The 18,848-nt window shown below is 67.5% G+C and carries 18 protein-coding genes; 8 read left to right on the top strand and 10 right to left on the bottom strand.

Features of this window, described 5'->3' with window-relative positions; translation table 11 throughout:
* The first annotated feature begins 3 nt into the window (after positions 1-3).
* From GGR24_RS13645 to GGR24_RS13655, 3 genes are all read left to right on the top strand, one after another.
* On the top strand, positions 4-744 hold the full coding sequence (locus GGR24_RS13645; protein WP_183396028.1) for an SDR family oxidoreductase: 741 nt from the start codon (positions 4-6) through the stop codon (positions 742-744).
* 65 nt (positions 745-809) lie between these two features.
* Positions 810-1,709: an SDR family oxidoreductase gene (locus GGR24_RS13650; RefSeq protein ID WP_183395921.1), complete on the top strand. Its 900-nt coding sequence runs from the start codon at positions 810-812 to the stop codon at positions 1,707-1,709.
* A 68-nt stretch (positions 1,710-1,777) separates the two neighbouring features.
* Entirely contained in the window at positions 1,778-2,293 is a 516-nt protein-coding gene (locus tag GGR24_RS13655) for a DUF1097 domain-containing protein (protein ID WP_183395922.1), read from the top strand.
* A gap of 68 nt (positions 2,294-2,361) precedes the next feature.
* Here the strand turns inward: GGR24_RS13655 and GGR24_RS13660 are convergent, their stop codons facing one another.
* Entirely contained in the window at positions 2,362-3,276 is a 915-nt protein-coding gene (locus GGR24_RS13660) for a LysR family transcriptional regulator (protein WP_183395923.1), read from the bottom strand.
* Positions 3,277-3,399: 123 nt separating this feature from the next.
* On the opposite strand from GGR24_RS13660, the gene GGR24_RS13665 reads away from it, so the two are divergent.
* Both GGR24_RS13665 and GGR24_RS13670 read left to right on the top strand, forming a co-directional pair.
* Complete coding sequence (locus tag GGR24_RS13665) at positions 3,400-4,131, top strand: SDR family oxidoreductase (RefSeq protein WP_183396029.1); 732 nt, start codon at positions 3,400-3,402, stop codon at positions 4,129-4,131.
* Between the two features lie 63 nt (positions 4,132-4,194).
* Positions 4,195-4,641, top strand: coding sequence for a carboxymuconolactone decarboxylase family protein (locus GGR24_RS13670; protein ID WP_183396030.1), 447 nt, complete (start codon positions 4,195-4,197; stop codon positions 4,639-4,641).
* Positions 4,642-4,679: 38 nt separating this feature from the next.
* Here GGR24_RS13670 and GGR24_RS13675 read toward each other — a convergent pair whose 3' ends face one another.
* From GGR24_RS13675 to urtA, 8 genes are all read right to left on the bottom strand, one after another.
* Positions 4,680-4,997 (bottom strand): FmdB family zinc ribbon protein, encoded by a 318-nt coding sequence (locus tag GGR24_RS13675; protein ID WP_183395924.1) that lies wholly within the window; start codon positions 4,995-4,997, stop codon positions 4,680-4,682.
* A 61-nt stretch (positions 4,998-5,058) separates the two neighbouring features.
* Positions 5,059-6,288, bottom strand: coding sequence for a formamidase (fmdA, locus tag GGR24_RS13680; RefSeq protein WP_183395925.1), 1,230 nt, complete (start codon positions 6,286-6,288; stop codon positions 5,059-5,061).
* 35 nt (positions 6,289-6,323) lie between these two features.
* The gene (locus GGR24_RS13685) at positions 6,324-7,340 is read right to left on the bottom strand and encodes an alpha/beta fold hydrolase (protein WP_183395926.1); all 1,017 of its coding nucleotides are present in this window, start codon (positions 7,338-7,340) and stop codon (positions 6,324-6,326) included.
* 11 nt (positions 7,341-7,351) lie between these two features.
* Positions 7,352-8,041: an urea ABC transporter ATP-binding subunit UrtE gene (gene urtE, locus GGR24_RS13690; protein ID WP_183395927.1), complete on the bottom strand. Its 690-nt coding sequence runs from the start codon at positions 8,039-8,041 to the stop codon at positions 7,352-7,354.
* 172 nt (positions 8,042-8,213) lie between these two features.
* Positions 8,214-8,972 (bottom strand): urea ABC transporter ATP-binding protein UrtD, encoded by a 759-nt coding sequence (urtD, locus tag GGR24_RS13695; protein ID WP_183395928.1) that lies wholly within the window; start codon positions 8,970-8,972, stop codon positions 8,214-8,216.
* 10 nt (positions 8,973-8,982) lie between these two features.
* Entirely contained in the window at positions 8,983-10,110 is a 1,128-nt protein-coding gene (gene urtC / locus GGR24_RS13700; protein WP_428978230.1) for an urea ABC transporter permease subunit UrtC, read from the bottom strand.
* A gap of 34 nt (positions 10,111-10,144) precedes the next feature.
* Positions 10,145-11,071 (bottom strand): urea ABC transporter permease subunit UrtB, encoded by a 927-nt coding sequence (urtB, locus tag GGR24_RS13705; protein ID WP_183395930.1) that lies wholly within the window; start codon positions 11,069-11,071, stop codon positions 10,145-10,147.
* Between the two features lie 290 nt (positions 11,072-11,361).
* Positions 11,362-12,621: an urea ABC transporter substrate-binding protein gene (gene urtA / locus GGR24_RS13710; protein ID WP_183395931.1), complete on the bottom strand. Its 1,260-nt coding sequence runs from the start codon at positions 12,619-12,621 to the stop codon at positions 11,362-11,364.
* A gap of 268 nt (positions 12,622-12,889) precedes the next feature.
* Between urtA and GGR24_RS13715 the strand changes: the two genes are divergently transcribed.
* The 3 genes from GGR24_RS13715 (at position 12,890) to GGR24_RS13725 (ending at position 17,497) form a co-directional block, all read left to right on the top strand.
* The gene (locus tag GGR24_RS13715) at positions 12,890-16,270 is read left to right on the top strand and encodes a hybrid sensor histidine kinase/response regulator (protein ID WP_183395932.1); all 3,381 of its coding nucleotides are present in this window, start codon (positions 12,890-12,892) and stop codon (positions 16,268-16,270) included.
* The gene (locus GGR24_RS13720) at positions 16,263-17,180 is read left to right on the top strand and encodes a response regulator (RefSeq protein ID WP_183395933.1); all 918 of its coding nucleotides are present in this window, start codon (positions 16,263-16,265) and stop codon (positions 17,178-17,180) included. The genes GGR24_RS13715 and GGR24_RS13720 overlap by 8 nt, the downstream gene beginning before the upstream one ends.
* A gap of 104 nt (positions 17,181-17,284) precedes the next feature.
* Complete coding sequence (locus GGR24_RS13725) at positions 17,285-17,497, top strand: hypothetical protein (protein ID WP_183395934.1); 213 nt, start codon at positions 17,285-17,287, stop codon at positions 17,495-17,497.
* A 62-nt stretch (positions 17,498-17,559) separates the two neighbouring features.
* On the opposite strand, the gene nhaA is transcribed toward GGR24_RS13725, so the two are convergent.
* Positions 17,560-18,759, bottom strand: a complete 1,200-nt coding sequence (gene nhaA, locus GGR24_RS13730; protein WP_183395935.1) for a Na+/H+ antiporter NhaA — start codon at positions 18,757-18,759, stop codon at positions 17,560-17,562.
* Between the last annotated feature and the right edge of the window lie 89 nt (positions 18,760-18,848).

Here is an 18,848-nt window from a genome sequence, read left to right on the forward strand (position 1 = left end):
ATGATGGAGCAGAGCCGGAAGAAGGTCGCGATCGTGACCGGCGCCTCTCGCGGCATCGGCGCCGCGGTGGCGGAGCGCCTCGCCAGCGACGGCCTCACTGTGGTGGTGAACTACGCCGGCGGCCATAAGGACGCCGCGGCGGTCGTGGCCCGGATCAGGGCGCGCGGCGGCGAAGCCGTGACGGCCCAGGCCGACGTCAGCGATCCGGCAGCGGTCACCCGCGTGTTCGATGCGGCGGAGAGCGCCCATGGCGGCGTCGACGTCCTCGTCAACAACGCCGGCGTGATGGCGCTGAAGCCGATCGCCGAGAGCGAGGACGCGCTGTTCGACCGTCAGATCGCAATCAACCTGAAGGGCAGCTTCAACGCCATGCGGGAGGGCGCCCGGCGGCTGCGCGACGGCGGCCGTATCGTGAACTTCTCGACCAGCGTCGTCGGCCTCAAGCTCGAGACCTACGGCGTCTATGCGGCCACCAAGGCCGCCATCGAGACCATGACGGCGATCCTCGCCAAGGAGATGCGTGGCCGGGGGGTCACCGTGAACGCCGTCGCGCCGGGTCCGACCGCGACCGCGCTGTTCCTCGACGGCAAGCCGCAGGAGCTCATCGACCGCATGGCGAAAATGAACCCGCTCGAGCGCCTCGGCCAGCCCGAGGACATCGCCGCGACCGTCTCGTTTCTCGTTGGCCCCGATGGCGGCTGGGTGAACGGCCAGACGCTGCGCGCCAACGGCGGAATGGTCTGAACGAAGAGCCGATCGACCGGGCGTCCGTCCGGCCGTTCGCGGATGCAATCGCGAAAGGCGCAGCCATGAGCAAGGTCATCCTCATCACGGGCGCGTCCTCGGGTTTCGGGGCGCTCGGCGCGCGTCGTCTCGCGGACGCCGGACACACCGTCTATGCGGCGATGCGCGCGACCGGGGCGCGCAATGCCCCTCAGGTCGAGGCCGCGCGCGCCTACGCGGCGGAGACATCGGTCGACCTGCGCACCGTCGAACTCGACGTGCTGTCCCAGGACTCGGCCGACGCCGCGATCGATGCGGTCCTCGGCGAGGCGGGGCGGATCGACGTCCTGATCCACAACGCGGGGCATATGGTGTTCGGGCCGACAGAGGCCTTCACGCCGGAGCAGTTCGCCTCTCTCTACGACGTGAACGTGCTCGGAACGCAGCGCGTCAACCGCGCGGCGCTGCCTCATCTGCGCAGCCGGGGCCAGTCCCTGCTGCTGTGGATCGGGTCGAGCAGCGCGCGGGGCGGCACGCCGCCTTACCTCGCGCCGTACTTCGCCGCGAAGGCCGCGATGGACTCCGTCGCGGTGTCCTACGCCGCGGAGCTGTCGCGCTACGGGATCGAGACGACGATCCTGGCGCCCGGCGCCTTCACCAAGGGCACCAGCCATTTCGCGCATGCCGGCGCGCCCGCCGACGAGGCGCGGGCCGCCGATTACGCGGCCGGTCCCTACAAGGGCGTGCCCGAGCAGGTCATGGCCCGGCTCGCCGCGCTCGAGCCCGCGGACGCCGATGTCGCCGACGTCGCGCGCGCGATCGTCGACATCGTCGACGCGCCGCACGGCAAGCGCCCCTTCCGCGTGCATGTCGACCCCTCCCAGGACGGCGCCGACGTCGTCTTCGCGGTCGGGGACCGGGTGCGCCGCGAGATGTTCCGCAACATCGGCCTCGAAGACCTGCTCTCGCCCCGCGTCGCCGGGTGAAGACCGAGCGCCGCGCCCGGCGGCGAACGCCGGGAGACTGAAGACCTCAAGCTCAATGGGAGACAGCAATGTCGAACGAGACCGATAAAAGCTTCATCTGGAAGCCTGCGCTCCCTGCGGCGGCCTCCATCATCTTCACCGGCGTCGCGGCGATCATCGCGGCCGGGGCGGCCTTCGGCGCCCTTCACCTGGGCTTCGCCCCCTGGGTCATGTTCGTCGGCTGGGTCGCATACTTCGTCCGCCCGATCTCGGCCGTCCAGGGTCTCAAGACTGGCCTGTGCGTCTGGCTCGGCGTCGCCATGGGCGCAGTCGCGGCGCTCGCGCTCGGCTTCCTTGGCCCGATGCTCGGCCACGCGGCCATTCTTCCGGTGGTGTTCGTCGTGGCGTGCGTCGTGCTCGCCCTCCGTTCCGCGCCGCCATTCGACAATGTCGTGGCCTGGTTCCTCGGCCTGATCGCGTTCTTTGCGTCGCATCTCCCGCCGAGCCTGCTTTCGATCGCCGAACTCGGCGCGGTCGCGAGCGGAGGGATTCTGGCCGGCTGGATCGCCCAGCGTCTGCAGGCGCGGCTCGCTGGTCCGCACTGAGGACCCGCCCGGTGAGACGCGAAGGTTCCGGCCCAGAAGCAGCCTCGGGTCCTCAGGACAGCTCGATCTTACCCGGCCCGCGGCGTCCGGAGCCGCGGGTTTCGCTTCAGGTGATCGACGAGCGCCCGCAGCGCGCCGGTCATGGTGCGCCGGCTGGGATAGTAGAGAAAGAAGCCCGGAAAGGGCGGGCAGAACTCCTCCAGCACGACCTGCAACTCGCCTCTCGCGAGATGGGGGCGGAAGGTCTCCTCCATGCCGCAGGTTATCCCGACGCCCGCGCAGGCGAGCCGCACCATGACGGCCATGTCGTTCGTGGTCACGCGCGGCTCGACCGCGACCGGGACGTCCCGCCCGTCGATCGTGAACTCCCAGCGGTAGGGCGCGACGTCGGGGCTGGGCCGCCACCCGATGCAATGATGCGCGACGAGCTCCCGCGGATGAGCCGGCGGGCCATGCCCGGCCAGGTAGTCGGGAGAGGCGACGATCAGCTGCCGCTGGTCGCTCGATACCGGCGCCGCGATCATGTCGGCCTCGATCACCTCGCCAAGGCGCACGCCGGCGTCGAAGCCTTCCGCGACGATGTCGAACTCGGCGTCCGTGACGAGGACGTCGAGATCGATGTCGGGATGGGACTTCAGGAACCCGCCCAGCACCGCCCCATCCAGAAAACTCTCCGCTATGGACGACACCGCGAGGCGCAAGGGACCGCGCGGACGACCGCCCATCTCTCCGACGCTCTTGAGCGCCGCCCTGAGATCGGCGAGGCCCGGCGCAGCCGTCTCGAACAGCTGCGCCCCGGCCTCCGTCAGGCGGACGCTCCGGGTCGTGCGGTGGAAGAGCGCGACGCCGAGCTGCGCCTCGAGCTTCTGGATCGTCTGGCTGACGGCCGAACGGGTCACGCCCAGCCGATCGGCCGCGCGCCGGAAACTGAGCAGCTCAGCGACCGCCACAAAGGTCGCGACAGCTTCGATCTCGTCTTTCATTGGTAAGCACAGCTAACCAACTCGTCCGGGATCCGCAACTCGATAGGGCCAGTGCGCGCGCCTAGCTTCCGAACGTCGCGCCGGCGTCCTGCCGGCCGAAGCAAAGGAGAGACGGCAATGAACATGGCAGCGACCGGCAAAGTCATCGCCATTACGGGCGCCTCGAGCGGCATCGGCGAGGCGGCCGCCAAGGCGCTTGCCGCGGCGGGCGCCAGGATCGTCATCGGCGCTCGGCGCACCGACCGGCTTCAGCGGCTCGCGTCGGAGATCGAAGAGGCCGGCGGGACGGTCCGGCATCGCGCCCTCGACGTCACCGACCGCGACGACGTCGCCGCGTTCGCACGGTTCGCCCAGAGCGAATTCGGACGCCTGGACGTGATGATCAACAACGCCGGCGTGATGCCTCTGTCGCCGCTGGCGGCCCTCAAGGTCGACGAGTGGGACCGGATGGTCGACGTCAACATCAAGGGCGTGCTCTACGGCGTCGCGGCCGCGCTGCCGCTCATGGAGGCGCAAGGATCGGGGCAGATCGTCAACCTGTCCTCGATCGGCGGACACCGCGTGTCGCCGACGGCCGCGGTCTATTGCGCGACCAAGTTCGCGGTGCGCGCGATCTCGGACGGCCTGCGGCAGGAGACCGACCGCATCCGGGTGACGGTCATCTCCCCGGGCACGACCACCTCGGAGCTCGCCGACTCGATCTCGGACGACATCGCCCGCGAGGAGATGCGCGGCTTCCGCGCGGTCCAGATCCCGGCCGAAGCGATCGCGGCGAGCATCCTGTTCGCCGTCTCCCAGCCGGACGACGTCGACGTGAGCGAGATCGTGGTCCGGCCGACCGCGAGCCCACACTGAACTCCGGCGAAGCAACCAGCCCAGGAGAGCACGGTGACGAGATCAGCCCCGCTCCGCACGACCATGCTTGCCGCAGCGATGTTGGCCGGCGCAGGTCCTGCCCTTTCGCACCCCGCGGCGGACGACCGCCGCCAGCGCGGCGAGGCGGTCGTCCGCTCGCTGAATGAGGGCCAGCCGCAGCCCGCCCTTGAGGCCTTGCGGCGCGAGTTCCCGTTCCTGGCCGACGCGACGGAGCGCTACGCGCTAGGCGAGGTCTGGGCTCGACCGGGACTCGACGCGCGGACGCGACAGATCGCGACCGTCGCGGCGTTCGCCGCGCTGGGGCATCTTCCATACATGAAGGTCCACGCCGGCTACGCGCTGAACGCGGGGGTGACCGAGGAGGAGCTGAAGGAAGTCGTGTACCTCACGACCGTCCACGCGGGCTTTCCACGTGCGATCGACGCGGCGGGCGCGCTCTCAAGCCTCTTTGAAGAACGGCGCAGGGCAGCAGCGCCGCCCGCTCCATGAACGCGGCGGAGCCGGGCGTGATCACGCAAGCCGGCTCGCTAGTGGCTGATCATCCACGGGCGGGCGGACGGGAAACTTTTGGCGGCGGACGATGGCGCCTTCAGCCCCCGGCCGGAGCAGCATCCGCAGCCGGGGCCGTGGCTCTTCGAACTGCGCGGCGCGTTGGATGACCGCTCGTTGGTGGCGGCGGCGATCCGGCGGGCCGGATCCATTCCGGCGATGGCGGGCGCGGTGAGGAAGACCCGCGGCGCCTCGGCCCCGCAACCGGGGCAGCCGCACGGCGCGTCGAAGGCCGACATGGGCCGGAGCGCCGTGAACGTTCCGCAATCCTCGCAAGAATAGTCATAGACGGGCATCGGGTCCTCCGGACTGCAGGTCTCAGGCGGCGCCCCGCCGCCTGAGGCCTCGCCTCGCTTGTCAGAGATCAGGCGCGAGCGGCATGTCGATCGAGCCGTCGAGGAACTTCGCCGGCCCGGCCGCGCTCGGGTTGATGTCGAACTCGAAGATCTTGGTCGGCAGCCACAGCGTCGCGCAGGCGTTGGGAATGTCGACGACGCCGGAGATGTGGCCCTGGACGGGCGCCGTGCCGAGGATCGAATAGGCCTGCGCGCCCGAATAGCCGAACTTCTTCAAGTACTCGATCGCGTTGAGGCAGGCCTGCCGGTAGGCGACATGCACGTCGAGGTAATGCTGCTGCCCGGTCTCGTCGACCGAGATGCCCTCGAAGATCAGGTAGTCGTCATATTTCGGCGTGATCACCGACGGTTTGAAGATCGGGTTCTTGATCCCGTATTTCGACATGCCGTCCTTGATGATCTCGACCTTGAGATGCACCCAGCCGGCCATCTCGATCGCGCCGCAGAAGGTGATCTCGCCGTCGCCCTGGCTGAAATGCAGATCGCCCATCGAGAGGCCGCCGCCGTCGACATAGACGGGGAAGTAGATCTTCGAGCCGCGCGACAGGTCCTTGATGTCGCAATTTCCGCCATGCTCGCGCGGCGGCACGGTGCGGACGGCCTCCGCGGCGGCCTTGTCCTTCGCCTCGCCCTGCAGCCGGCCCATGTGAGCCGTCGGCGCGAACGGCACGGTGCCCACCGCCGGCACGCGGTCCTTGTGCTTCTCGACGAACGGGATCTCGCGGTCGTTCCAGGTCTTGAGCAGCTTCGGGTCCGGCAGGCAGCCGATCAGGCCGGGATGGATCAGGCCGGGGAAGCGGACTCCCGGGATGTGGCGCGACTTCGTGAACATGCCCTCGAAGTCCCAGATCGACTTCTGGGCCTGCGGGAAGTGCTCGGTGAGGAATCCTCCGCCGTTCTGCTTCGAGAAGAAGCCGTTGAAGCCCCACTGGCTCTCGGCCTTGGCGCCGATGTCCAGCAGGTCGACCACCAGCAGGTCGCCCGGCTCCGCGCCCTCGACGCCGATGGGGCCGGAAAGGAAGTGGACGATCGTGAGGTCGATGTCGCGGACGTCGGAGGCGTCGTCGTTGTTCTTGATGAACCCGCCGGTCCAGTCATAGGTCTCGACGATGAAGTCGTCGCCGGGCTTCACCCACGCCACCATGGGGATGTCTGGGTGCCAGCGATTGTGCACCATGTCGTTTTCATAGGCCGACTGGGTCAGGTCGACCTTGATCAGCGTCTCGGTCATGTCTCTCTCCCTCCGAAAATCGTGAAACGGGGCCGTCAGCTCGCGAGCAGTTCCTTGAGCGCGTCGTCGAGGATCTTGATGTCGTCGGGGCTCGTGCCCGGGCCGCCGGCGAAATGGCCCCACCAGGTGTCGATCGTGCGCAATTCGGCGTTCGGCATCGCCGCCGCCTCGATCGCGTTGTCCTCGGGCGGGAAGTAGAGGTCGGTGGAGGCCGGCATCAGGATCGCCTTGGCCCGGATGGCCCCGAGGGCCGCCTTGAAGTCGCCCTTGAAGGTGTCGTTCGCGCTGATGTCGCCGTTCTGCCAGGTCCACAGCATCGCCAGCAGGTTATTGGCGTCGCGCTCATAGAACAGGCCTTCCCAGAAGCCGACGAGGAAGTCCTCGAGCGAGGCGTAGCCCATGTGGGTGATGTCGGCCTCGATGCGGTAGAAGGTCTGCGACAGGCCCCAGCCGGCGTAGACGCGGCCGAAGGCGCGCAGACCCTTATAGGGCGGGCTGTCGTACCAGCCGTCCTTGTAGGCGGCGTCGGCCTGCAGCGCGGCCTTGGCGCCTTCGAGGAAGACGAAGTTGTGGCGGGAGCATTTGGCGGATCCCTGGAACGGCAGGATCCGCGGAACCATGTCCGGATACAGCGCGGCCCAATGGTAGGTCTGCAGCGCGCCCATCGACCAGCCGGTCACGAGAACAAGCTTCTCGATGCCGAAATGCTCGGTGACCAGCCGATGCTGCGCCTTGACGTTGTCGTAGGCGGTGACGTTCGGAAAGCGCGGGCCGTTCCACGGCGCCGGCGTGTTGCTCGGCGAGGACGACAGGCCGTTCCCGAACATGTTCGGGATGATGATGAAGTATTTCTCGGGATCGAGCGCCTTGCCGGGCCCGATCAGCCATTCGTTCTCTGTGTGCTGTCCCGAATACCAGGTGGGATAGACGATCGCGTTGTCTTTCGCGGCGTTCAGCGTCCCGAAGGTCTTGAAGGCCAGTTTGGCGGAACGAAGCGTCTTGCCGCACTGGAGGACGAAGTCGCCGAGTTCGAAGATCTCGTAGTCCGCCATGGTCTCCTCCATCAAACCGACAGGTATCTGGCGACCTTCGCCTCGTTGAGGGCCGCCCGCGGCTCGTCGTGCACGATCTCGCCGTTCTCGACGACGAGCACCCGGTCGGCGACGTCCAGCGCGAAGCTCAGCACCTGCTCGGAGACGACGATCGACAGGCCGCGCTCGTCCCGGATGCGGCGGAGCGTCCGGGCCATCTCGCGAATGATCGAGGGCTGGATTCCCTCGGTCGGCTCGTCGAGCAGCAGCACCTTGGGTTTCGTGGCGAGCGCGCGAGCGATCGCGAGCTGCTGCTGCTGGCCGCCGGAGAGATTTCCCGCGCGCCGCCCCTTCATCTCGAGGAGGACGGGGAAGAGCTCATAGATGTCGTCGGGGACCTTGCGATCGCCCGATGCGGTGAGGCCGGTCTCGATGTTTTCCTTGACCGTCATGGTGGAGAACACCATGCGGCCTTGCGGCACGTAGGCGACGCCTTTCCGCACGCGCTGGTGGCTCTTCAGGCCGCCGATGTCTTCGCCGCGCAGGCGGATTGAACCGGCGGTGGAGGGCAGGATGCCCATCATGGTCTTCATGAGCGTGGTCTTGCCCATGCCGTTGCGCCCCATGATCGCGACGATCTCGTTGGTCGCGACCCCGAAGCTCATGCCATGGAGCACTTCGCTCTGGCCGTAGGCGACGTGCAGGTTCTCGACGTCGAGCATCACGCGGCTCCGAAATGAAAAGAAGGAACCTCGACCGTCATGCCCGCGCCCTCGCGCTGGTATCCACGATTTCGGCGTGGAGCCCGGCCGCTCAGCAAGTCGTGGATGCCCGGCTGCCGCCGGGCATGACGGATGAGGCGGCGGCGAAGTGAGAGGCTCATCGCATCTCTCCTCAGTGGCCGAGATAGACTTCGATGACCTTCGGGTCGGACTGCACCTTCTCCATCGAGCCCTCGGACAGGATTCGGCCCTGATGGAGCACGGTGACCTTGTGCGCGATGTCCTCGACGAACTTCATGTCGTGCTCGATCACCAGCACCGAGCGATCCTTGATGATCGTGCGGAGCAGTTCGGCGGTCTTGATGCGTTCCGAAACGCTCATGCCGGCGACCGGCTCGTCCAGCATCAGCAGGTCGGGCTCCTGGATCAGCAGCATGCCGATCTCGAGCCATTGCTTCTGGCCGTGGCTGAGAAACGCGCCCCGCTCGTGCAGCTTGTCCTTGAGGAAGATGATCTCCGCGACCTCCGCCACCCGCTCTCGCACCGCGGCGTCGCGCTTGAAGGTGAGCGCGCCCCATACGGAGCGGCCCCTGGGATAGGAGATCTCCAAATTCTCGAAGACCGTGAGGTCCTCGTAGATCGAGGGCGTCTGGAACTTGCGGCCGACGCCCGCGAGCACGATCTGGCTCTCGCTCATCCGGGTCAGTTCCTTGTCGCGGAAGGTGATCGAGCCTGCGGTGGCCTTGGTCTTCCCGCAGATGAGGTCGAGCACAGTGGTCTTGCCCGCGCCGTTCGGGCCGATGATCACGCGGATCTCGTTCTCGTCGACGTAGAAGGAGAGGTCGTTGACGGCTTTGAAGCCGTCGAACGAGACCGTGAGGCCTTCCACCGAGAGCAGGAAGGGCGTGGGTTGCGCGCCGATCGGGGTCATCGCTTCATCCTCACTCGGCGGCCGCCGCGGCCTGTTTGGCGACTTCGGCGCCGGGGTCCGCCGGATCGACGCTGCGGAGCTTCAGGGCCTTGTCGATGAAGGGCTGCGCGTAGTCGCGCCACAGACCGGCGAGCCCGTTCGGGAAGACCGCCACCACGGCGATGAACAGCCCGCCGAGGCCGAGCAGCCAGAGTTCGGGAAAGCTCTCCGAGAGGCTCGTCTTCGCGAAGTTCACCGCGAGCGTCCCGTAGATCGCCCCGAGGATCGACAGCCGCCCGCCGACCGCCGTGAAGATCACCATCTCGATCGAGGGGACGATGCCCACGAGAGACGGCGACATGAAGCCGACCTGCAGGGTGAACATCGCCCCGCCGATCGCGGCGAACACGCCGGCGAGGCAGAACACGAAGATCTGGAAGTTGGCGACCGAGTAGCCGGAGAACCTCACGCGGTCCTCCTTGTCCCGCATGGCCACCAGGATGCGGCCGAGCTTGGAGTCGCGCACGAACATGGCGGCGACCACGACGCCGAGCAGAAGCGCGGCGTTGACGAAGTAGAGGATGAACTTCGCCTGGTCGGTGCGGATGTCCCAGCCGTGCAGCGTCCTGAGGTCGGTGATGCCGTTGACGCCGCCGGTGTAGCCCTGCTGGCCGATGATCAGGATGGTGGCGATGGCGGCCAGGGCCTGGGTGATGATCGCGAAATAGACGCCCGACACCCGACGCTTGAACATCGCCGAGCCGATCACGAAGGCGAACAGCGCCGGCGCCAGGACGATGAGGATCAGCGTGAGGGGAAAGGAGTGAAAGGGCTGCCAGAACAGGGGCAGCTCGGTGATCTGGTTCCAGTCCATGAAGTCCGGGATGCCGGGCGTGGACTGGATCTTGGTGTTCTCGACCGACGAGGCCTCGAGCTTGAGGTACATCGCCATGCCGTAGCCGCCGAGGGCGAAGAACACGCCCTGGCCGAGCGAGAGGATGCCGCCATAGCCCCAGCACAGCACCAGGCCGACGGCCACGAAGGCGTAGGTCAGATACTTGCCGACGAGGTTCAGCCGGAAGCCGTCCAGCAGAGCGGGAAATACGATCAGCAGGATCACCGCGACGGTCGCGAGCGCCAGCAGATCCTTGCGGTCCATGAAAGTCGGAGCGCGCTTCATCGTCGTGTGCTCCTCAGCGCCGCACTTTGAGGGTGAAGAGGCCCTGCGGACGCAGCATCAGGATCGCCACGACCGTCAGCAGGGTGATGACCTTGGCCATCGAGCCGGACAGGAAGAACTCGAGCGTCGACTGGGTCTGCGAGATCGTGAAGGCGGAGGCGATGGTGCCGAACAGGCTGGCCGCGCCGCCGAACACGACGATCAGGAAGGTGTCCACGATGTAGAGCTGGCCGGCGGTCGGCCCCGTGGAGCCGATCATGGTGAAGGCGGAGCCCGCCACGCCCGCGATGCCGCAGCCGAGGCCGAACGTCAGGCGGTCGACTTTCTCGGTGTCGATGCCGACCGCGCCGGCCATCTGCCGGTTCTGCACGACGGCGCGGATCTGCTGGCCGAAGCGCGAATGGAAGATCATCAGGAAGACCGCGATCGTGATGATGACGGTCAGTCCCATGACGAACAGGCCGTTGATCTGCACCTCGATCACGTCCGTGATCGGCAGCGAGCCCATCATCCAGTCCGGAAGGGTGACGCCGACCTCACGCGGGCCGAACACCGAGCGGTAGACCTGCTGCAGGATGAGGCTGAGGCCCCAGGTCGCAAGCAGAGTATCGAGCGGCCGCTTGTACAGCCGTCGGATCAGCGCCCATTCCACGAGCATGCCGAGAGCGCCGGCCGCGCAGAATGCGAGCGCCATCGCCACGAAGAAGTAGATCGAAAACAGCGCCGGCAGATGGCTGGTGAAGAACTCGGCCGTTAGCCAGGTGACGTAGGCGCCGAGGATCATGAACTCGCCATGGGCCATGTTGATGACGCCCATCTGGCCGAAGATGATCGCCAGGCCGAGAGCCATCAGCAGGTAGACCGAGAACAGGATCAGCCCCGCAAAACCCTGCATCGCGAAGATCGAGCCGAGATCGCCGAGAGAGTATTCGCCGAACATCTTTGGTCTCCGTGAGGAGCTTCGGGGCTTGGCCGTCATCCGGGACAGCGGCGGAGCCGCCCAGAGGGATCGTCTTCTGGAATGAAGCTCGTCATGGTCCGGCTTGACCGGACCATCCACCTGCGGCGTCGGACTCGACGCTGAACGTGGGTCCTCCGGTCAAGCCGGAGGACGACGGCGCTTTACCTTGAGAACGATCCCGGCACTGCGCGGCTTCGCCGTTCGGCCGGGACGACGCTCGTCGTCGGCGGCCGGGGCGACGCTCAGCGCGCCCGGCCGCGGCGTTCAACTCACTGGTAGCCCTTCGGGAAGGGGTTCGGTTCGATCAGGTCCGGGCTCTCGTAGACCACCTTGAACTGACCGTCCTTCTGGGCGAGCCCGACGCGGGTCTTGGACCAGAGGTGGTGGTTGTCGTGGATCTTCACGTAGCCTTCCGGCGCCTTGTTGAACTCGATGCCGGCGGAGGCCGCCGCCACCTTGTCGACGTCGAAGGAGCCGGCCTTCTCGACGGTGAGTTTCCACAGCCAGGGCCCGAGATAGGCCGCCTGGGTGACGTCGCCGATGACCGTCTTGTCGCCCCACATCTTCTTGAAGGCGGCGACGAACTCCTTGTTGTTCGGGTTGTCGAGCGACTGGAAGTACTTCATGCAGGCGTAGGCGCCCGCGATGTTGTCGCCGCCGATGCCGTCGATCTCGTCTTCCGTCACCGAGATCGTGACCAGCGTCTGCTTCGACATGTCGATGCCGGCGGCCTTCAGCTGCTTGTAGAAGGCGACGTTCGAGCCGCCGACGATGATCGCATAGATCACGTCCGGCTTGGTCAGTTTGATCTTGTTGATGACGGAGTTGAACTGGGTGTGGCCGAGCGGGAAGTACTCCTCTCCGACGACCTTCGTTCCCTTGAGGAAGTTCTCGATGTGCTTGCGCGCGATCTTGTTCGATGTGCGCGGCCAGATGTAGTCGGACCCCAGCAGGTAGAAGGTCTTGGCGCCCTTCTCCTTCACCACCCAGTCGAGGCCGGCGATGATCTGCTGCGTCGCTTCCTGTCCGGTGTAGATGACGTTCTTCGACTGTTCGAGCCCTTCATAGAAGGTCGGGTAGTACAGCATCCCGTTGTACTGCTCGAAGACGGGCAGAACCGCCTTGCGGGACGCCGAGGTCCAGCAGCCCATGACGGCGGCGCACTTGTCGTTGACGAGCAGCTTCTTCGCCTTCTCGGCGAAAGTCGGCCAGTCGGAGGCGCCGTCCTCCTGGATGAACTTGATCTTGCGGCCGAGCACGCCGCCGCTGGCGTTGATCTGCTCGATTGCGAGCTTCTCCGCCTGAACCGAGCCGGTCTCGGAGATCGCCATCGTCCCCGTGACCGAATGCAGGATCCCGACGGTGACTTCCGTGTCGGTCACCGCAAGCCCGGTGGTGTTGACCGCCGAGGTCGGCGGCGTCTGGGCGAAGGCGGCTTTCGGCAGGAAGCCCGCCAGCGGCGCCGCGGCCATCCCCATCAGGAGACGCCGGCGCAGTTCGGATTGAGGCCTGTCGTCCTGACTCGCCATCGCAACCTCCGCAGTTCCGCCCCCCGATGGGCGAGATGACGAAGGCTGACCCGTGTTTTGCGATGCAGCATATACGTCGGTTGACGTATACGCCGCCGGATGTTCGCCGCCTAGCGTGGCGCCGCCCGCGCGTTCGCATCGGATCAAGCGGTTAGCGGATCGCCAGAACGGCAGGAAACTTGCAGGCGGTGAGGAGGGACGGAGCGGCCGGAGGGGCGATTTTGCACCGCAAGACGCGTGGCGAAGGTTCGGGGGAGGCGCAAGGTTCATGAGGAACCGCCTCCGCATCGTTCCCGTGCGTCGCAGCTACAACCAGTGGGTCGGGAACGAGACGCTCGAGGATTACGCGCTTCGGTTCACGGCGAAGAAGGCGAGGCGGTGGTCGGCCGCGAAAGTGGGCAACACCGCGCTCGGCGCCGTGTCGTTTCTCGCGCTCGAGGCTATCGGCGGCGCGATCACGTTGAGCTACGGCTTCGAGAACGCCCTCGCGGCGACGCTGGTCGTCTCCATCCTGATCTTCCTCGCTGGCCTGCCTATCGCCTATTATGCGGCCCGGGACGGCGTCGACATCGACCTTCTCACGCGGGGGGCGGGTTTTGGCTATATCGGCTCGACGATCACGTCGCTGATCTACGCGTCCTTCACGTTCATATTCTTCGCGATCGAGGCTGTGATCATGGCGCTCGCGCTCGAGCTCTGCCTCGGCGTGCCGCTTGCTCTTGGCTATATCATCAGCGCGGTCGTGGTGATCCCGGTGGTGACGCACGGCATCACCTGGATCAGTCGCTTTCAGGTCTGGACGCAGCCGCTCTGGGCGATCCTGCATCTCGCGCCCTTCGCGTTCATCGCGCTGCAGGATGATGCGGCCTTCGCGGCGTGGACCGGATACCAGGGCTCGCAGCCGAACGGCCAGGATCTCAACCTGCTCGGCGCCGGCGCCGCCTCCGCCGTGATCTTCGCGCTCGTCGCGCAGATCGGCGAGCAGGTCGACATCCTGCGGTTCATGCCGGACCGCGCGAAGACCAGCCGGCTCGCCTGGTGGTCCGCGCTGGTCATGGGCGGACCGGGCTGGATCATCCCGGGCGGCGCCAAGATCCTGATCGGCTCGTTCCTGGTGGTGCTCGCGCTGGGGCACGGCGTTCCCGCCAGCCATGCCGCGGAGCCGACGCAGATGTATCTGGTCGCCTTCGGCTACGTGACCGCGTCTCCGCAGCTCGCCCTCGCGCTCACGGGCGTGTTCGTGGTGCTGTCGCAGCTCAAGATCAACGTCACGAACGCCTATGCGGGCTCGATCGCCTGGTCGAACTTCTTCTCGCGGCTGACGCACGCCCACCCAGGGCGCATCGTCTGGGTGTTCTTCAACGTCGTGATCGCCGCGCTCCTGATGGAGGCCGGCATCTACAAGACGCTGGAGCACACGCTCGGCATCTACTCCGTCGTGGCCGTCGCCTGGGTCGGCGCGCTGGTCGCGGACCTCATCGTCAACAAGCCGCTCGGTCTCAGCCCCCGGCGGATCGAGTTCAAGCGGGCGCATCTCTACGACGTCAATCCGGTCGGCGTCGGCGCGATGGTGATCGCGACGGCCGCCGCGGCCGCGTCCTACGCCGGCGCTTTCGGACCTTTTCCGCAGGCGCTCGCGTCCTTTGTCGCGCTGCTGGTCGCGTTCGTCTCCGCTCCTCTCATCGCGCTCGCGACCCGCGGCAAGTTCTATCTCGCGCGCAAGCCGCGCGCCTCCTGGCGGCTGCGGCCGTCGCTCGCCTGCTCGGTCTGCGAGCATGAGTTCGAGCCGGAGGACATGGCGCACTGCCCGGTCTATTCGGGCCCGATCTGCTCGCTGTGCTGCTCCATCGACGCCCGCTGCCGCGACGGCTGCAAGCCGCATGCGCGCTATCAGGCGCAGCTTGTCTCGTCGCTCGGCGCCATATTGCCGCGCTGGTCGGTCGCGCGGCTGAACACGCGGACCGGACACTTCTTCGGCGTGTTCCTCACGCTCTGCGGCGTGCTTGGTTTCGTGCTGCTTCTCGTGCACTTCCTCGCCGCGACTCAGGCCCCGGCCGAGGGCGCGGCGGTCGCGGGCGCTCTCTGGGCGGTGTTCCTGATCGTGGCGATCATCGCGGCCGTCGCGGCCTGGGTGTTCGTGCTCGCGCATGAAAGCCGGGAGATCGCGCAGGACGAGTCGCAGCGGCAGACCGCCTTGCTGATGCGCGAGATCGAGGCGCACCGGCGGACCGACGCCGCGCTCCAGCGCGCCAAGGAGGCCGCCGAAGCTGCGAACCTTGCGAAGAGCCGCTACGTCGTCGGCGTGAACCACGAGCTGCGGACCCCCCTCAACGCGGTCATGGGCTACGCCCAGCTGCTCGATTCCGACGACAGCATGCCCGCTCGCGCCCGCAAGGGGCTCAGGGTCATCCGCCGCTCCGCCGAGCATCTGTCGGGCCTGATCGACGGCCTGCTCGACATGGCCAAGGTGGAGGCCGGCCGCATGCAGCTCGCCCGCGACGAGGTGCGCACGCAGGACCTGCTCGAGCAGCTCGGCGACATGTTCCGGCTTCAGGCGAGCGCAAAGGGCCTGCGCTTCTCGCTGGAAGGCGCGGCGACGCTTCCGGCCGTGGTGCGGGCCGACGGCAAGCGCCTGCGGCAGGTGCTGATCAACCTGCTGTCGAACGCGGTTAAGTTCACGGAGGCGGGATCGATCACGCTCGCGGTCCGCTATCGCAGCCAGACCGCTGAGTTCGAGGTGCGCGACACTGGCCTGGGCGTCAGGTCGGAGGACCTCGGCCGGATATTCGAGCCATTCGAGCGGGGCGGCGCCGCGCGCGCCCTCACTCAGCCCGGGATGGGCCTCGGCCTGACGATCACCAAGCTGCTGGTGGAGATCATGGGGGGCGAGATCTCGGTCTCGAGCCGGCTCGGCGAGGGTAGCGTGTTCCGCGTCCGCCTGCTGCTGCCCGACGTCCCTTCCGCCCGCCGGCCGCGCGATCCGGCCGCGCGTGTGATCGGCTATCGCGGCGCGCGCCGCCTCGCGCTCGTCGTGGACGACGACGCCGACCATCGCGAACTGATGAGGGAGGCGCTGGAGCCGCTCGGCTTCACGGTGGCGGCGGTGGCCGACGGCGAAGCGGCGCTTGCGGAGGCCGCGGCGAGCCCGCCGGACCTTATTCTTCTCGATGTCTCCATGCCCGGCCTGTCGGGCTGGGAGGTCGCCCGGCGGCTCCGGCAGGGGGGCGCCAAGGCGCGGATCCTCATGATGTCGGCCACTCTCGGAGATCCGGCCGCCAAGCCTTCCGGCGAGCCCGCCCATGACGGCGAACTCGCCAAGCCCGTCGATCTGACCGCGCTGCTCGAGCGGGTGGGTGCTCTGCTCGGCCTCGACTATGTCGTCGAGGGCGCCGCGACGCCGACGCCTGGCGCGCGAACGTCAGAGGCGCCGGAGCGCCGCCCGAGCCCCGCCCAGATCGAGGAGCTCATCCGCCTCGGCGAGATCGGCTATGTCAGCGGCATCGAGGCGAAGCTCGCCGAACTCGAGGAGGCGGAGGCGGGCTGTTCGCCCTTCGTGGCGGCGGCTCTCGAGCGCATTCAGGCCTTCGACATGCGCGGCTACATGGCGCTGCTGCGGGAGCCGCAGAGCCGCGGAGCGGGCGATGAGTAGCGCCGACGCGCGCACGGTCGTGCTCGTCGTCGACGACAGCCCCGACACGCTCGCGATGTTGACCGCCGCGATCGAGCCGACCGGCGCCGTGGTGCTGGTCGCGCCGGACGGCGAAAGCGCGCTCGCCTCCGTGCAGCGCGTCGCCCCCGACCTCATCCTGCTCGACGCCGTCATGCCGGGGCTTGACGGCTTCGAGACCTGCCGGCGGCTGAAACGGATGTCGGCGCTCGCGGACGTGCCGATCATCTTCATGACCGGCCTGAAGGAGACCGACCGGATCGTGGAGGGGCTGGAGGCCGGCGGCGTGGACTACGTCACCAAGCCGATCGTCCTCGACGAGCTGTTCGCGCGCATCCGGGTCCACATCGGAAATGCGCGGCGTTCCCGCAGCGCCCGCGCGGCGCTCGACACCACAGGCCGCTACCTGTTCGCGGCGAGCGTCTCGGGACGGCTTCTCTGGTCGACGCCGCAGGCGAGCCGGTTGTTGGCGCTCGCGTCACCAGAGGGCGGCGGCGGCGAGCCCGTTCTGCCGGAGGCGATCGCGCGCTGGCTGGAGACCCGCCAGGAGGGCCGCCCCGACCAGAACGCCATGATGCTGAAGCTCGAGGCCGCCGGTCGCACGCTGTCGATCGCCTTTGTCGGACGCGCCGACCGCGACGAGGTGTTGCTCAGGGTGACGGAGGAAAGCGTCGCCGAGCAGATTTCCGTGTTTCGCGAGAAGCTCGGCGTCACCTCGCGCGAGTCCGAGGTGTTGCTGTGGATCGCGCGCGGCAAATCCAACCGTGACATCGGCGACATTCTGGGCATGAGCCCACGCACCGTGAACAAGCATCTCGAGCAGATCTACGTGAAGCTCGGCGTCGAGAACCGCGCCGCCGCCGCGGCGATTGCGGTCAGACACATGAGCTGAGCTCGCGGTCACGGTCCGCAAGCGAGCGGACGAGCGACGTGGCGCGCGGGCGGAGCCGCCCTAGCTGTCCGCCGGCGCACGCAGACAACCCCAGGAGGCTTGCGATGATAATCCCTGACGCGGAGTCGATCGCTCAAGCCCGCAGCATCGTGCTTGCAGCCCTGAGCGAAGCGCACGCGAAGCACGCCGGCCGAGGCTTCGACCCATACGAGTTCGGCGCCGACGTTTCTCCGCTGGTCAACGCCTACGCCGCTTTGACGATCCTCGAGAAAGAAGAGCCCTCCGAGCTCGCCGAAGAGAGCTCTCCCGAGGATTGATCTTTCAGGCGTAGCCTCAGCTTGGTCCGCTGGACGTCCCGACGGCCATCCGCTGCTCGCTATCAGGCGCCTCGCGCAGCCGGGACCTGCTCCGGCTTGACGAAGCGCAGGATCAGCCAGCCGATCGCTCCCGCGGTCAGCGAGCCAAGCAGAATTCCCACCTTCACCTCGTTCTGGAGCTCTATGTTGTCGGCGAACGCGAGAAGGCCGATGAACAGGCTCATCGTGAAGCCGATGCCGCACAGCATCGAAACGCCGAGGAGCTGCGGCCAGCTCGCCCGCGTCGGCAGGTCGGCGAAGCCGAGCTTGATCACCAGCGCGGCGCTGCCGAACACGCCGACCAGCTTGCCGAGGAGAAGCCCCAGCGCGACGCCAAGCGTCAGGTGGTCGGTGAGGGCGTCAGCCGTCATTCCGGCGAACGACACGCCCGCATTGGCGAAGCCGAAGATCGGGATCACCACGAAGGGCACGAAGCCGTGCAGGGCATGCTCGAGCCGATGGAGCGGCGACTGCTCCATGTCGTCGATCCGGCCCGGGGTCGGCTTGAGCGGGATCGTCAGCGCCAGCGCGACGCCGGCGAGCGTGGCGTGCACGCCGGACCGCAGCACCAGCACCCAGAGCACGGCGCCGAACAGCAGATACGGGGTGAGCGACGTGACGCCGCGCCTGTTCAGGACGATCAGGACGCCGATCACCGCGGCCGCGCCGGCGAGGTCCCAGCCCGAGAGCTGCGCCGTGTAGAACAGCGCGATGATGATCACCGCCCCGAGGTCGTCGATGATGGCGAGCGCCGTCAGGAAGATCTTGAGCGAGGTCGGCACGCGGTCGCCGAGCAGCGACAGCACGCCGAGCGCGAAGGCGATGTCGGTCGCGGCCGGGATCGCCCAGCCGCGCAGCGTGGTGGGGTCGTTCCAGTTGAATCCGGCGTAGATCAGCGCGGGAACGATCATGCCGCCCAGCGCGGCGACCCCGGGCAAGGTTCGCCGCGACCAGGTCGAGAGCTGACCGTCCAGCATCTCGCGCTTGATCTCCAGCCCGACGAGCAGGAAGAACACCGCCATAAGGCCGTCATTGATCCAGTGCGCCACGCTCAGCGGGCCGAGATAGGCGTGGAGGGCCGACTCATAGGTCGCGCCGAGCGGCGAGTTCGCGACGACCAGAGCCGCGGCCGCGGCCGCCATCAGCACGATGCCGCCCGAAGCCTCGCTGTCGAGGAAGGCGCGGAGCATGGAGATGGGGCGGCGCAGCGGGGCGAGGGTCATGGCGGCTCGTTTTGGGGAGGTTCGTCCCCATAGATGGGCCCGTGACCGTTGGGTCAACCAAGCTGGCATCACGACTGCGCAAGCGATTC

The sequence above is a fragment of the Hansschlegelia beijingensis genome (assembly GCF_014196425.1).
Taxonomy (GTDB): Bacteria; Pseudomonadota; Alphaproteobacteria; order Rhizobiales; family Methylopilaceae; genus Methylopila; species Methylopila beijingensis.

Coding starts and splice junctions, on each gene's coding strand:
- GGR24_RS13660 (WP_183395923.1), bottom strand. CDS start 3,276: ATGAAAGACGAGATCGAAGCTGTCGCGACCTTTGTGGCGGTCGCTGAG.
- GGR24_RS13715 (WP_183395932.1), top strand. CDS start 12,890: ATGAGGAACCGCCTCCGCATCGTTCCCGTGCGTCGCAGCTACAACCAG.
- GGR24_RS13685 (WP_183395926.1), bottom strand. CDS start 7,340: ATGGCGGACTACGAGATCTTCGAACTCGGCGACTTCGTCCTCCAGTGC.
- GGR24_RS13670 (WP_183396030.1), top strand. CDS start 4,195: ATGCTTGCCGCAGCGATGTTGGCCGGCGCAGGTCCTGCCCTTTCGCAC.
- GGR24_RS13665 (WP_183396029.1), top strand. CDS start 3,400: ATGGCAGCGACCGGCAAAGTCATCGCCATTACGGGCGCCTCGAGCGGC.
- urtB (WP_183395930.1), bottom strand. CDS start 11,071: ATGTTCGGCGAATACTCTCTCGGCGATCTCGGCTCGATCTTCGCGATG.
- GGR24_RS13650 (WP_183395921.1), top strand. CDS start 810: ATGAGCAAGGTCATCCTCATCACGGGCGCGTCCTCGGGTTTCGGGGCG.
- GGR24_RS13675 (WP_183395924.1), bottom strand. CDS start 4,997: ATGCCCGTCTATGACTATTCTTGCGAGGATTGCGGAACGTTCACGGCG.
- urtE (WP_183395927.1), bottom strand. CDS start 8,041: ATGCTCGACGTCGAGAACCTGCACGTCGCCTACGGCCAGAGCGAAGTG.
- fmdA (WP_183395925.1), bottom strand. CDS start 6,288: ATGACCGAGACGCTGATCAAGGTCGACCTGACCCAGTCGGCCTATGAA.
- GGR24_RS13725 (WP_183395934.1), top strand. CDS start 17,285: ATGATAATCCCTGACGCGGAGTCGATCGCTCAAGCCCGCAGCATCGTG.
- nhaA (WP_183395935.1), bottom strand. CDS start 18,759: ATGACCCTCGCCCCGCTGCGCCGCCCCATCTCCATGCTCCGCGCCTTC.
- urtC (WP_428978230.1), bottom strand. CDS start 10,110: ATGGACCGCAAGGATCTGCTGGCGCTCGCGACCGTCGCGGTGATCCTG.
- GGR24_RS13655 (WP_183395922.1), top strand. CDS start 1,778: ATGTCGAACGAGACCGATAAAAGCTTCATCTGGAAGCCTGCGCTCCCT.
- GGR24_RS13720 (WP_183395933.1), top strand. CDS start 16,263: ATGAGTAGCGCCGACGCGCGCACGGTCGTGCTCGTCGTCGACGACAGC.
- GGR24_RS13645 (WP_183396028.1), top strand. CDS start 4: ATGGAGCAGAGCCGGAAGAAGGTCGCGATCGTGACCGGCGCCTCTCGC.
- urtD (WP_183395928.1), bottom strand. CDS start 8,972: ATGACCCCGATCGGCGCGCAACCCACGCCCTTCCTGCTCTCGGTGGAA.
- urtA (WP_183395931.1), bottom strand. CDS start 12,621: ATGGCGAGTCAGGACGACAGGCCTCAATCCGAACTGCGCCGGCGTCTC.